General features: G+C 57.7%; 14 protein-coding genes and 1 pseudogene. 6 read left to right on the forward strand and 9 right to left on the reverse strand.

All coding sequences use genetic code 11. The annotated features are described in order from the left end of the window. Window positions 1-36 precede the first annotated feature (36 nt). The 3 genes and pseudogenes from WS46_RS01680 to WS46_RS01690 form a co-directional block, all read right to left on the reverse strand. Window positions 37-420, reverse strand: coding sequence for a hypothetical protein (locus WS46_RS01680; RefSeq protein WP_059689117.1), 384 nt, complete (start codon window positions 418-420; stop codon window positions 37-39). A 176-nt stretch (window positions 421-596) separates the two neighbouring features. Beyond that, complete coding sequence (locus tag WS46_RS01685) at window positions 597-1,505, reverse strand: hypothetical protein (RefSeq protein ID WP_059689118.1); 909 nt, start codon at window positions 1,503-1,505, stop codon at window positions 597-599. Window positions 1,506-1,874: 369 nt separating this feature from the next. Further along, window positions 1,875-2,057 (reverse strand): annotated as a pseudogene (locus WS46_RS01690) (ATP-binding protein); the annotation flags it as partial. A 26-nt stretch (window positions 2,058-2,083) separates the two neighbouring features. Here WS46_RS01690 and WS46_RS01695 point away from each other — a divergent pair. Continuing rightward, window positions 2,084-2,608, forward strand: coding sequence for a hypothetical protein (locus tag WS46_RS01695; protein WP_156443059.1), 525 nt, complete (start codon window positions 2,084-2,086; stop codon window positions 2,606-2,608). Window positions 2,609-2,643: 35 nt separating this feature from the next. Here the strand turns inward: WS46_RS01695 and WS46_RS01700 are convergent, their stop codons facing one another. The 5 genes from WS46_RS01700 to WS46_RS01720 form a co-directional block, all read right to left on the reverse strand. Beyond that, a complete protein-coding gene (locus tag WS46_RS01700; RefSeq protein WP_059689121.1) occupies window positions 2,644-2,988 on the reverse strand; it encodes a hypothetical protein in 345 nt (114 codons plus the stop codon). A 3-nt stretch (window positions 2,989-2,991) separates the two neighbouring features. After that, window positions 2,992-3,345, reverse strand: coding sequence for a hypothetical protein (locus WS46_RS01705; RefSeq protein WP_059689122.1), 354 nt, complete (start codon window positions 3,343-3,345; stop codon window positions 2,992-2,994). Further along, window positions 3,342-4,157 carry a hypothetical protein gene (locus tag WS46_RS01710; RefSeq protein WP_059689123.1) on the reverse strand — a complete coding sequence of 272 codons (816 nt, stop codon included), beginning with the start codon at window positions 4,155-4,157 and terminating at the stop codon, window positions 3,342-3,344. The genes WS46_RS01705 and WS46_RS01710 overlap by 4 nt, the downstream gene beginning before the upstream one ends. Next, on the reverse strand, window positions 4,157-4,696 hold the full coding sequence (locus WS46_RS01715; RefSeq protein WP_059689124.1) for a PAAR domain-containing protein: 540 nt from the start codon (window positions 4,694-4,696) through the stop codon (window positions 4,157-4,159). The genes WS46_RS01710 and WS46_RS01715 overlap by 1 nt, the downstream gene beginning before the upstream one ends. Before the next feature lie 105 nt (window positions 4,697-4,801). Further along, a complete protein-coding gene (locus tag WS46_RS01720; protein ID WP_257129900.1) occupies window positions 4,802-5,467 on the reverse strand; it encodes a hypothetical protein in 666 nt (221 codons plus the stop codon). A gap of 678 nt (window positions 5,468-6,145) precedes the next feature. On the opposite strand from WS46_RS01720, the gene WS46_RS01725 reads away from it, so the two are divergent. The 3 genes from WS46_RS01725 to WS46_RS01735 are packed head-to-tail and all read left to right on the forward strand — an operon-like array spanning window position 6,146 to window position 8,036. Further along, entirely contained in the window at window positions 6,146-6,328 is a 183-nt protein-coding gene (locus WS46_RS01725; protein WP_059689138.1) for a hypothetical protein, read from the forward strand. A gap of 10 nt (window positions 6,329-6,338) precedes the next feature. Beyond that, window positions 6,339-7,160: a HipA family kinase gene (locus WS46_RS01730; RefSeq protein WP_156443060.1), complete on the forward strand. Its 822-nt coding sequence runs from the start codon at window positions 6,339-6,341 to the stop codon at window positions 7,158-7,160. 6 nt (window positions 7,161-7,166) lie between these two features. Next, entirely contained in the window at window positions 7,167-8,036 is an 870-nt protein-coding gene (locus WS46_RS01735) for a hypothetical protein (RefSeq protein ID WP_059689126.1), read from the forward strand. A 636-nt stretch (window positions 8,037-8,672) separates the two neighbouring features. Here the strand turns inward: WS46_RS01735 and WS46_RS01740 are convergent. Next, window positions 8,673-9,596: a pentapeptide repeat-containing protein gene (locus tag WS46_RS01740; protein WP_059689127.1), complete on the reverse strand. Its 924-nt coding sequence runs from the start codon at window positions 9,594-9,596 to the stop codon at window positions 8,673-8,675. Window positions 9,597-10,314: 718 nt separating this feature from the next. Here WS46_RS01740 and WS46_RS36280 point away from each other — a divergent pair. After that, window positions 10,315-12,183 carry a hypothetical protein gene (locus WS46_RS36280; protein ID WP_257129901.1) on the forward strand — a complete coding sequence of 623 codons (1,869 nt, stop codon included), beginning with the start codon at window positions 10,315-10,317 and terminating at the stop codon, window positions 12,181-12,183. Between the two features lie 164 nt (window positions 12,184-12,347). Then, the gene (locus WS46_RS01750; protein WP_226189374.1) at window positions 12,348-12,761 is read left to right on the forward strand and encodes a very short patch repair endonuclease; all 414 of its coding nucleotides are present in this window, start codon (window positions 12,348-12,350) and stop codon (window positions 12,759-12,761) included. Window positions 12,762-13,401: the final 640 nt, after the last annotated feature.

The raw sequence follows: 13,401 nt of genomic DNA on the forward strand, positions 1-13,401 counted from the left end.
TTGAACAATCGAGCACTACGCCATGATTTTGCATGTTTAGCGCTTGTTGAGCCGTTCTCGAATCTTTGCTACTCGCTCCTTGTCGGTGTTGCCCGGTACACCAGCGATGACATTGAGGTCGGTAATCTTGTTTTCGAGTCTCAGAATCTTTGTTTTGAGATTTATGTTTTCATGCTGCAGGGCATCGAATAACCGGAATTTTTCGTCAATCAACGCGCGATATAACGCCAGTACGTCAGCCTCACTGAGGCCAATGTGAGCAATCGACTGCCGTTCGGGCGCAACCCCCTTAGTGAGGTTGGCCGACGTCATATAGTGCCCCGACCACGGTTTCATGTCCTTTGAAAGCTCGTTACTTGATACGAGCTGATGGGTGTCATCGCCAAAGTCCTTGCTGCTCGGTCCCCGATAGACGTTCATTTTTCCCCTCGCGATGGGCAATGGCATCGTTCATCTTATGAGAACCGCTACTGGACGACAACGAGGGATACCTGCGGGTGGCAGAGGCGCATATGCGACGCGGACATCATCAACGTCACGCCAACGATACGCACTGGCATCCGCGGAGCAACGTCGAGTGCAATCAGCCGGGAACGTTAGGGTGACGTCGGCACATGCTGCACATAGTTCGGCGTGACAGTCGTGTGCCCGTCGCTGTCACCGATGCTCAAGCTCACCGGCATCGTCGACAGGCCGGACGGGATTGCGTAGCCGGAGCCCAGCGCAAACAGCTGGTAGGTGTTGGGCGTCTTGGTCGGCTTAATCGACACGTAGAGAATCCCGCCATTAAGCGCGCCCTGGTAGACGTACGAACTGCCCCGGGGCGGCAGGTCCTTGGCGAAGGAGCCGGGCGGGATGGTCAGCGAGAGGGTGCCGAAGGTCAGCGTGACCGCCTGCGCAGGCGGATTGATGCCAATGCTGGCAGCGCCCAACGTGAAGGTTTCCGTGGCCGAGAAATACGAAACCTTCGGTGCCAGGTACACGGTCGCGGCGTACTTCGCGAACGGCACGTCGGTTGCGAACGTCAGCGTGTCGATTGCATAATCCGAGGCTCCCCCCTGAATCTGGACCGACACAATCGGGTTGCCCGAGGACGTCACTGAAGCGGGCGCCAAGTTCCAGTACGTTGGGCTGGCCGGCAAGACCGTTTGCCCAACCAAAGCGCCAGACGCGTCGTACGCCGAGAGGGTGGTGGTTGTGCTTGGCCCGATGTAGGCCGATATCGATTGGACGTTGCCGATGACGGTGGGGTCAATGGTAAATGTCATCAGGCCGTTCGGTGCGAAGGCGATGTTTGGGGGCGTGTTGGCGGCATAAACGGTAAAGGCCGCATTAGCCACGTCCACGCCGGACGCCATCACCCCCAAGCTTTGGTATTGATTGGTGAGCGACCCGGTCGGTACGTCATCGAACGTCAACGTGGTCGTCGCCCACGCACCCGGTGCGGCGCTAGGCCCCGCCAGAATCCACAACAGCCCCAGCAACGAATGAACGAGTCTGCGCATGATTGCCTCCTCCTTGCCGACCTCTTACCCGAAGCGAAGGATGTGCCAACAACGGCCGGACAACGCTTCGGGCCGGATTCGTAGCGGGAAACCTCGAAAATCGCTTCATCCGTGATACAGGCGTGGCAGCCTGGTCCTGCTCGACATGAGCCAGAAAGAGCGCCTGCAGAATTAGCGGCGCGCAGCGCACGCCTGAGCGAAGCTCGTCAGGGAGCGGGCGGCTCCGCGTGTGCGGCGACAACGCCCTGAAAGCTGGTCTGCATTTTGTGCAAGCCGCATTCTTCTCGAACATAGTTGTCAACGCCGATTGAAATCTGACCCACTTTTCGGCGATACGCCGAAGTAAACCTGACCCACCCGGGGTCTGTGTCACGCGGCCGCTTTCGCGCTTGTCCGCGTTCCCGTTTGCCCTGCCTTTCGCTTGTCCTTCAGCCTGTAGCTCTCGCCACTGATTTGCACGATGTGGGCGTGATGCAAGAGCCGGTCGAGCATGGCAGCCGTGAGCGTCTGGTCGTCGGCAAACGCCGTGGCCCACTGCGTGAACGGTAGGTTGTGCGAACTCTCCGAAGTGACCTTCGATGGCAGAGCGCGGGCACGGCGAAAATATCGGTCCTTGGTACCGGGATTCAGGGGTTCAGCCCGCCTACCTCATTGCCGATATCGTTTCTGAGGAGGGAATTGTTATGGCGCATCTGAAGCTGGTCGCTGGCACGGCGGTGGCCGGCGCGGGTCAAGAAGATTTCCACACGACGAGCGATGCGGCACTGACGGCAACAGGCGCCAGGGCGGCTGAACTTGAGGCGCAGGCACGTACAGCAATCCGTAAGCTGAAGCCGGGTCTCGACGATTTGACGGTGGAAGAGCTGCTTGCCGAAATGAACCGCAATCGTGGTGGAGTAACCATGCCCATGGCCGCGGCACTTCGCCGGAATGGCCAAATTCGGCGTGCTTTGCGAGCGGCGGGCATTCACGCGAACTCTTCGCTGCCCGAGCAGGCTCTGGATGTGTTTCTCTATGGCGTGGTCATCGAGCCCGAAAAGCTCCTGAAGGCATGCCCATCGCTCAAGCCGTATGCAGCCGTTCTGGAAGGCATCACGCTATAAACGTGAGAATGACGCGGACGCCGCATCAGCACCCTTCAATACGGCCGAACACCGATGCGAGGGTTCAGGCAGGCGTAGATGAGAGTACAGGCAATGAACAGGAGCAGGAAGCTGGCCACCGCCTTGCCCACGTCACCAGCACGCTGGGTTTTGGTGAACAGAATGCTCCCGATGAGCACCAACGCGATACCCGTGAAGAAGTCAGTCGCCAGACCGCCGGCAGTCTGACCATCCACAAAGCTGAGGTAATCGTAGCTCAGCAGGTGATGGAGTTGGTCGACGCTCCTGAGAGAAAGCAGCGCACCAACGCTGAAGACCATGCCCACCAGGGAGAGGATGGATGCCGCTGTCGCCAGCGCGATTTGCGTCCGCTTCTTCATAAGTTAGCCGACCGTATAGAAAGCTTGAGTTTGCGCGTAGAGCAGGATGACGAGCAATGCAACGGACCACCCAAGCACAAATGCGAAGCTCTTGCCGGTGCGCGCGCCTCGGAACACCAATCCACTCGCTGCCAAGCTGATGGCCGCCAACACCAAGACATAAAAACGGCTCGCCAGCAATTCCGCTTCCGGTATCGCGCGGTCCAGTCGGTTAGCCCAATGATAGGTGATTGGCTTCAATGCGAGGGCCTCTCCTATTACGGAAGGCCTAAGGAGCAAGCCGATGGAAGGGACGCCAGCTGCGACGTAGCACAGCACGAGCGCCGCAAGCATAGCAACGGTGAGTCTCAGTTTCATAGGTTGTTGAACTCGGCGAAGTTCCAGCGCACGTGCTTGTTCATGCTTCCCCAGACATCGGCGTCCCAGTCTCGATAGTCGCCGTAGAGACGCTGATACATCCACTTGCCATTGCGCTGCTCGTACACGGCATTTTGAACAGGGGAGCCCAGGTAGTTCGAGCTTTCCCGGTTGCCAGTATTCGTCGCGCGAATCCAGGGACCGAGTTCCAGATAGCTTGTCCACTTTCGGCGGGGTGTCTCGCCCGGTCCAGGGAAGTTGCCCTGCATGATTTCTATCCGCCCTGGCCCCGCGCCGGTTACGACCTGGATATGCCCGCCGTTAAATTCGACGAAGAGGTCGCCTGGCAACAGGTCACTGTCCGCTACAGGGAGCGAGTTTTTCAGCACGTCGGGCGCGCCGCTGGCATAAGCGACATCAAGAGCAAATCCAGCCGGTGTCGGCGGAGCCGTCTTGTTTCCGGACTGATAGTCCATGTCGATGTTTTTAAAGACCGCGGAGCCGGTCTTGATTTTCAAGGGCAACTTGTTGCGGGAGGCGAACTCAATGAGGATTTCGAAGGCGAAATCCTCACAGGTAAATCGGTTCGTGTCATTTCCACCGGTAGGTGACCCGTCGATGGGTTCGCTCTCCAGCTTCGACATATCGACCTTTCGAGCCTGTATTTCCTTGGCCAGTGCGGGTACTGCAGCATGGTATTGAGCTATCCACTGGGCATTCCATTCATGCCGGTGAATCCAGTAGATTTTGTGTTGAACCGTGACGGCCTTACGTTCGTCCTTGGGGGTCATCAGCGCGTTGGCCAGCTGCATTACTCACTCCCTCCCGCCAAGTGAAGAAAGAACTGGACATCATGCGCTTGGTCAGCTGAGATGAGTTCGGTTTTCCCGTTCGCTGATGTAATGCCTTGCACGGTTTTTCCATCCGCGCTCTTGAGCATATAAGGCAACCCTTCCACTGGCTCCCCGTCGCTGTTGATAATCCGAAAGTGCTGGTCGTGCGTCTTGAACGCGTGCTCAATCAGCTCGCCGCTTGGCGCAAAACCGAGGTCGGCCAAATGATTGCTCTCGAAGGTCATGTACATGTCGGTTTGAGAGGCAATCATCACCGGGGGCGGGTCGCATTTACAGGCGCAGATGTCACCTTCCAGCGCTGGCTCCTTACCCATCATTGAACCCGGCCAGCGTGGCCCCGTCGGGACAATACGGCCGACGGATTTGCAGGCCGGACAAGTCACCTGCGCACCGAGAAAGGTCGGTTCGGTGCCGTGATGGGTCGTCATAGGCACCCCTTCAATCACCGTTCCGTTGGCAGACGACTTGTCGCCCACCATCAAGTAGCTGCGCCTCATGCTGGTGATACCTTTAAAAACGTTGAACAGGCTAGTGGCCGTAGAACCATCCTGGCTTCCCGCAAATCCGTTCTTGCCGGGAAACCAACAACTTCAGTCGTCGAGTCAAAGCTTTGCCAGTGGCGCAGGGGATACAAAATGCCACTGCTCGAACTCAGCGTCGTAGAGCGCCATCTGGTTGTACTCGCTCTCCGCCGGCGCGAGGCCGCCCATCTTTTGCACGGCCGCCGTAACGGCTCGGTTGCGGCGCGTTTCAGGCCAGCCCATCATCGTGTTGAACGTCTCTCGGTACGCAAACAGGCCGGCGCTCATATATAGCTCGTCGAGAACTGCCAGGGTGCGCTGTTCAAGTCTGAACACGATGTGATAAGCGTGCTCGGGTGGAACCTGCATCTCGTGATGCGAAGCGCAGGAGACGGGCTTGCCGTTGCGCCGGGCAATCAACTGGCCGTTCCGCGCCGGCCAGCCCAGGTGCACGTCGAGCGCAAGACGACCGTTGTTGTCGTCAATGAATGTCGTCGGAACGAATCCGCTAGCGGGAATTGCGTAGTAGCGCTTGCCTTGCTTCGAGGCGAAGATTGCGTCGAGCATGGCATCCACCGGCGAGAGGTATGCGCAGATTGCGTCGCCCCCATCGTGCCGTTCGCACAACACGTTGACCCAATTCGGATTGTCCGGGCGAGGCTCATAGTTCGCCACCAGATACAGGGACGGCTCAGGGAAAAATACCTGCCCGGGCGAAAAATCGCTTTGTGCTGTTTGTGTTATCAAGACGTCTCTCTACGTCATTATCGCCACGCGAATTATTAGGTCAGAAGAATGTGTTTGTCCATTGGGCGACCGGACGCAGTGGCTGCTTAGCAAGCGAATTGACACATTTTCACAATGGCGCCGTACCGTCGAGTACGGCCGCAAGCCGAAGAGTTCTGCCCGACTGGCGGCCGAAGTTCGGCGTGGTGCGAAGGCCCAGCTCCCCGGCCCCGTAAATGCGTCTGGGAACGTCGCGCTCCTGATATCGCACCGCAGCACCCGCCGGCATCCAATATCGACAAGGACGTTCTTGAAGAACTGGTATGGCGTGCACGAAACGAGCTGCATAGCCTACCGAGAAAGGTGGAAATCGCCTGCTCTTTGAAGTGCTTGTCGAGGCTAGGCTATGGAAAAGTAGTCAATTTCCGGTCTCGAACTGGGCCACCTCCCGTGCGCCGGCGATGCGTAGCACTGCCCTATGATACGGATTGTCGGTCCCGGCAATCCGGCCAATACCAACCGATGGAGGCGCGCCTCGTGCATTCGCACGCCGCACGAAGGAATGCCACTTGCCTGTCGGCTCCTTTTCCTTTCCGCCGCATTTTCGCCACGAACCGTCAATCCACACTGCCAAAGTACACTATACTTAGTGTCGTTGTGCCATATCGTTACCGTATATTGTGTTCCATGGAGGAACCAATGGCGAAGAATACAGGCAAGGACTTCCGCATCGGCTCGGTCGATGCGCGCTCGCAGGTCCTTAACTCGAAGACGGGGCAGTGGGTCAAGCGCAACGACGAAACGGGGCGCTTCACGGGCCAGAAGGCCGATGGAACACCCTACAAGGGCGTCGCCCGAGAAAAAGAAGGCCGTAAGAGCTAGGGCCGCCTTCATGTCGATTGTGCTTCCTCCGTTCGAACTCGCCCGGCTGTATCGGGACCCATTCGACCTCTCCACAACCACTGCTCACCCGGTTGTGAAGGGGCGCATTCAGGTCCCCGTCCGCGCATGCGGCATTGACGCTTACGTCAAACTGCTTCCAGAGCTGCAGTTCTGTATCGAATCTGTATGTGCCTGGCTCGCACGCGAACTGGGGCTGCCGATGCCCGAGGTGTTCTGGGTAACAGTTCATCGGGGTCGTATGCACGGATTCTGGCCGTTCGGTGACGCAGTTGAACAGCGGGTGTGCTTCGGAACAGGCGCCATTCCAGTCGCACTGCCTGTGCGACTAACTAGTCAGACTCAGGCAACCCTCACAGGAATGTATGGCTTGGACGCCCTGTTCATGGCGAAAATTGCACTGTTCGACGAACTCATAGGCAACGACGACCGCCACGACGGCAACATGTTATTGACCCCGAACCGCACGATTGTCCTGATAGACCATGAACGTGCCCTCGGGGGCACCGGGCTGGACCTGTTTTCGTCGCAGCCTCCACTCGGCCCCAACCGGCTACTCGAGCGGGTCCGTGAGCTTCCGTTGCCAGAACGCGCAACGCTGAAAGCCGACCTGAGACACTTCTGTGCGGCTTGCGTCAATGCGGTGTTGCGCCTACCGTACGAGCAGCTGGTCCATCCGGAGGTGCTGCGCGAACCGATGCGCCAGTATCTGCAAGGGCGAGCAGAAAAACTTCGAGATACACTGGAATCGACGCTAGGTATCCGCGACCTGCCGGGGCTCAATCCTCCTGGCCTACAACCTTCTGCCACGTAACCCGGTATGCAGCCCGATTTTTTCCTGCCCGAACTCCCCGTCTGCACCGGGTCGGCGCGTTTCGTCCGGCTGAACCTGGATGCAACCGGTGAATCGATTGCGATAGCGGTGATTGGCGTGTTTGAGTCCGGCAAGCCTTTCGCACGCCCTGTCACGTCGAAAATCCTGAAGTGTCTTCCGCAGGAACTGGGCTATGCCTGCTACACCTACGGCACCCTTTTGGTCGCAGACTATCTAGCGACGACCGCTGTCGAGCAATGGCAGCCTCCTCTGCTTGGTGTTCAGGTTGGCCCGTCCTTCGCCATCGAGGCGGATACCGAGGACGACCTCGTGATGGTGGCGCTCGAACGATGCGCCCTGTTCCATCCGCCGGCTCCCGTCGCGGCATCTGCGGTGATAGAGGAAAGCGTTCCCCGTCCGGCAGAGGAAAGCCGCTTTGTTCATGCTGTGAAAGCTGAGGTCGTGGGCCGCAGACCGTCCCTAGAACCTGGATTCAACAGGCCGTTCAGTTTGACCGGTGTCAGCAGCGGTTTCTCCATCGACTACATCGGGCACGCCTACGCGACGTGCTACGCAGCCATCAATCCGCGAGGTAGAAGCCAGGTTCGCCTGCGCACCGCATCCGCGGCGTTGTGGCGCCTTGCAAGGGCGAGGGATGCGTTCGGTTTCGCGACGCCCGACCGGGTTGAACTGACCGCTTGGGTGCCCGCTCCCGGGCTTCCCATCTACCGGAACAGCGAGTATGCGGCGCTGGACGATACAGTGGCAGAATTGCGCGAACAGGCGCAACGCGAGCAACTGGCCATTTTCACAACCCATGACATACACAGCGCCAGCGCTCGCCTGATTAACGAAGAGGTTCTTGCGGTTAACTAGAATCTAGCGGCAGACGTTGCTAACGCAAGCAATCAGCCAACGATTCGTATCGAGCACCGTGGCCGTCCGTTTGCACCAACTCGGTGAGAAGCGAAACGGCGTCGTTCCATGCGCCACCAAGACTTCTGGTGACGAGATATGTGGCTTCACGGAGCGTTGCTCGTTGCTTGTACTGAATCAGTCGCGCCCGGTCGTGATGGTCCATTGCGCCCTTCATGCGCAAACCTTCATGGGAGCCCCTACTAGACCGGCGAAGGTATCCGGCTTCTCCGCCCCCTGACTACAGGGGAGCTAATAAGAAACGTGTCGCCGGCTGAATCGCCTAGTCCCGGTCGCTGCCCAAACAATGCCCCTCCGTAGGGAGGCTGGTGGAGGGTGAAGGGAGCGCGGGGAATGCTGCTCCGGATGGCCGCTTACGTGAAGCTCGCGTCACCGGAAAGGTACGAAACGCTGGAGGAACGCATTTGCTCGCCGCGCGCGCCCACATCGTGCATTCCGTTGCCCGACCTGTCGCATCCGTTCATCTGGAACTCTTATTGACAGACTGCAAATCGTCCCGCAGACTTATATTGCGGGGCCGGTGCAACCTAAGGCAACTTGGGCGTCGGGAGGTTCGACTCCTCCACCCGAAAGCCGCTACTTCCCGCCTGCCTGTTTATATTCGAGCCAGTTCTGGCAAACCTTGCCATCGAGGGTTACCGGGAAGATATTTATCGCCGCTTGCAGCGATTTAATCGTCGGGTATTTTTCGTGGAACGAGCAGTTCTTCAAATTCGCCCCTGAAAAGTCAATTCTATCAAAATCACACCGTCTGAAAATAACGTGCGCGAGCGTAGCACCCTTAAAAGATGACTTCTTTAAGCTGCATGAAGTGAATTCGGAGCGCAGCAAGTTCACGTTGTCGAGCACCCCACCCTCAAGGTTGCAGCCTGTAAATTGAGTCTTGGAGATTTTCGTATTATTCCCAGAAAATATCGCAAACCTCATCAGACACCCAATAAACTCCCATTTTTCTAGAGAGCATCCACTGAAATCGCTCTGCGAGAAATTGAAATTCGCGTAGCTGGCACCTTTCGACGTGCTTAATCCAGAAAAATTGAGCTCACTCGCATCTAATGTCTTCGAGTCGAATCCTTCCGTGTCCATTTTCCCCAGCTGAAGCAACGCAAAAAAAGCTTTGTGGGAAACTCCATTATTTGCGAGCAGGCTTGCCTTTCCAAGAATGCGCGACTCCTCGAAGATGCGTAGTTCATCATTGATGCGCCTAACATTCTCGCTTTTAATTCTACTTTCCTCTCTCGCCTTGTCAATTTTGTCTGTGATTTTTCCTGCAATAATCGTCAGCAGCGCAAAATCAACTACACTTGTGTGGAAATTCACGAGGCAACTAGACCAAAAATCTTTGTTGTAGATGCCGTAACTAGAATCAAATGGCCAAATTTGCACTGGCAGAGTTGCCCACGTCAACCCGAGAGATACCAGCACAAGCAGTGAAATTAGCAGGATGGTGACGTAGAAGCGCTTTAATCCATTATCACCATCGAGAAACCATTTTCTCATGAGTTTTATTTATCAAATTAACGGATTCGCAAAATCAGCAGCCAAAATATCGACTCGCAGTCGAGTCAGGTCAAGCTGTCACCATTGTGGCCCGGCGCAATAGCAAGACGGCCATCACCGTTTACAAGCACCGCGCGCGAATTCACTAAGCGGTCACGACGGCAGGCCGCAACCGGCCGGCAAAACTCCTTGGGGCGGGGGGCAGCACACTAACGACTGCTCGCGCGTACCCTCAGTGTTTCACGGAAGTGCTTACGACTAGGCGATTCGAATTTGGTAACGCCGAAAACCATATAGTTGACGCAGGGTGCAGCCCCTTCAGTTGCATGTAGGCTCAACGTGTTGAGGCCCCAATGGTACGCGATGGATTCGCGCTTGTCCTTGTCGATTCGGAGCTTGCCGCAGAAGCTCGCAAACCACTTGTCTTCGCCCATAGTCGCCCCGCGCGTCGGCTTCATTTCCCCGTAGCCTGAGAAATTATATCCAGACATGCCCCACGTACTGAGCTATACGGTTCGCGACGCAGATTTCTGCCCGCCCTCTTTTTCGCCCGAGTATTACCTGCAATTGCGCCGCCCTCCAACCAAAAGGGGGGAGCGCCATGACCACGCAAAAACTCGACAAATCATCGAGTTATAGGATTTGCAGGTATTTCACTCCATCGTCTTTAACAGCATCGCAGACGAGCAGCGTGAGGGGCCGGGCGCCAGGGAGCCGTATGGCCGTACCCCTTACCTACCGCATCATGCTGGACGACCACGCCCGCAAGGTGCAACTCGAGAATCTCAACGAGCAAACTGCCGCGAACCGCGTCTCCGCGCTGCGCGCCTTCCTGCGAGCCAATTGCCTGACCGAAGACGACGTAATTGGCGACGAGATGCGCATGCGTTATCCCGAGGCTATCGAGCGTTTTGTCACCGCCCTGCAGGCGGTCGGGCGCTCCGCCAGAAACATTACGAACACGCGGTCCGCACTTCGGCCGTGGAAGGAGTTCGTTATTGAGCATGACACCCGCGTGGCCATCGACCAGGACAATGGCACTCCCTTCATGCAGGCACTCAAGAGCGTTCTGGACGACCAGTCCGTCGCGCGCGTCGCGAGAGATGCCGCGGTGCCGAAGGGCATGCTCTGGGGATGGCTTCGCGGCAAGACGCCTCGCGCCAGCAATGCCCGATATATCCTTCGCCTTGAAGCCTATTTCGGGCTGGAGCGCAATAGCCTGCTCAACCTCTCCGGCATGAAGGTCTCCGGCCACAAGGTTGCTGTCGGCGGGCCACCCGCGCCAATCCCATACAACGAAACCATCGGAAAGCTCACCAAGGTCGCGTTCCGCTACAAGCCCACCGAGGAGTCGCCACTACGCGGGCAATGGATGGAATATCTGCGCTACAAGACGGCGGCTGTACCGCCGTACAAGCGTACTGAACGCGGGCAATGGAGATTTTCACCGTGTCCGCTGACCCCTGAAACCGCTGCCAACTGGTGGGCATTCTACAAGGGGCAGGAGGTCGCGTCGGCCAGAATCGCCTGGATGAAAACGTCGGCGTACTTCGGCTGGCTAACCATCCCTTCCCACCAGGGCGGCATCGGGCTCGCCGAGCAGGCTATTCAGACGCTCGCTTGGCTCGCCGTGCCGGACTACCTTGAGGCGTTCCTCGACTGGACTCGGTCGCGTATTGGCAAACGCAATCAAGGCGTTAATCAGTTTCTCGCGTTCGTGGCATCGCTCGTGCGGCCACGGTTCGGCTATCTGTGGCAACGCCCCGAGTTCCAGTCCACCCTGCCAAGCGCGTATCAAGACCTCGACTGGGAGGTGATGTGCGAACGCCAGCTCGAACTCACCCGGCAACTTGTCGCGAGCTATCGAAACGAAATCGACGTGTCCCGGGACTCCTTCGAACCCATCAGGCATTTCATTGAATTGCCCCAACCGATGGACGTGGTCGCCGACATGATTCAGCGCATGCGGGCCGACCGTCCTATTGGCCAACCGAGAAAGGAAGCAATCTGGGCTCGCGACATGGTTCTCATCAAGACTCTGGCCAGCAATCCGTTGCGCCGGCGTAATCTCGCTCACCTCACCTGGTGTGCAGACAATACGGGGGAACTGTATCAACGCCTGGATAAATCGTGGTGGATACGGATATCGAAAACCAAGTTCAAGAATCGCCGCGGCGCTGCTGGCGAACACAACTATGACTGCATGGTGCAGCCAAGCGCGTGGCCGGACATTGAACGATATCTGTTCATTTATCGTCCGACGCTGCTGCGAGCACCAACCGACTTGGTCTTCCTGACACGGAAACGGGGTGCCAAGAAAGGCCATGTGTCGTGGGCCGACTTGAGCAAACGCGTCTACGAGCTCACCGGCAAGTACCTTCCGCGGTGCGCCGGCATCAGCGCTCACGCGTTCCGCCACTTGGTCGCGACCTCAATCCTGAAGGCAGACGGCGGTGATTACAAGACTGCAGCATTGGTACTGAACGACCGGACCCAAACCGTGGAGAAGCACTATGCGGGGCTGCGCAGCAACGATGGCGCGGAACGGATGGGCGCACTGCTCAAGAGTCAGTTCAATCGCATGTAGTTCGGCGAGGCGCCGTGGACGCACTCGGGCGCCGACAAGTTCATGAGGGTCAACCCGGTATTCGGTCAGCTTCCAACGAGCTTCTCAAGAGCTTTGAGAAGCTCGTTCGCGGCCGGCAGGAGTAAATTCAGAAGCACATCTGCGCCTATGTCCAGCTTTCCGCCATGCTCAAATCCCGAAAGCACCGTGCCACGAGCCTCAGCGAGAGAATGCGGCGCATCCGGAGCCGAGACACCGCACCGGAATGGATTGTCCGGCGCACCCTTTGGCGGATGGGATATCGCTATCGGCTCCATGTCAAAAGTCTGCCCGGCACTCCAGACATCGTGTTCGCGCGCCGGAGGAAAGCGGTGTTTGTGCACGGCTGCTTCTGGCACCAGCATGGGTGCTCGCTAACAAACCTCCCGAAAACAAACATTGACTATTGGCACCCCAAGCTCCATCGCAATATCGAGCGCGATGCCGCGGCGATGCTGCAACTGGAGAAAGCCGGATGGTCAGTCCTTGTCGTATGGGAGTGTGAATCGGCCTTGGAAGACCTGCCGGAACGGCTGCGGCTGTTCCTCGACGGCGAATAAACCCCGCCCGAGCCACATTGAACGGCGAACGCGGCAGCGACTGATTCCCGCATCAGTTGCACAATCGCGGTTCCCGGTGAATATTACCGGCGTGGTCGACGCCGCGCCCCCCTCTCGCACGACACCGCCGCCTCCACCTCGCAATTCCCTAACTTAAAGGAGCGCCGAAAGCGGCATCGCATGTTGACTGCAGATTTCTCCAATCTGCGCCCGGAAGCGAACATCTGAGATAAACCGCGAGTCACCTGCTGCAATTGTGGGCGCCGGTATGTGTCTAGCTGGCACCAGCATAAGCGACGCGGTCGCAGACGCCACATCAAAGGTCTGCCACTCGGTCGATTCAGCGTCGTCGCCCAAGGTCTCGATAACCAGTTGCCACAGCTTTGCCTGCCCCGCATCGGTGAGTTGCGGCGTGATGCGGCGCGCAAGGTCTAGGACTGATAGTCCGTCCGCGCTGCTACGAAGCACCACACTTGCTATGAAGTCGTCCGGCCACCCGGACCGGACTTGCCGCAGCGAGAATTCGTGCTCCCGAATTACACTGGAAGTAGACTTCACCTCAATGTAAGCGTGGAGCCGATACCGTGTTGACGGCGTGAGTTACCGGTTTCCCCAACGATTGGAAGCCATGCGTAGCAGC

The organism is Burkholderia sp. RF4-BP95 (genome assembly GCF_001521985.1).
GTDB lineage: Bacteria > Pseudomonadota > Gammaproteobacteria > Burkholderiales > Burkholderiaceae > Burkholderia > Burkholderia diffusa.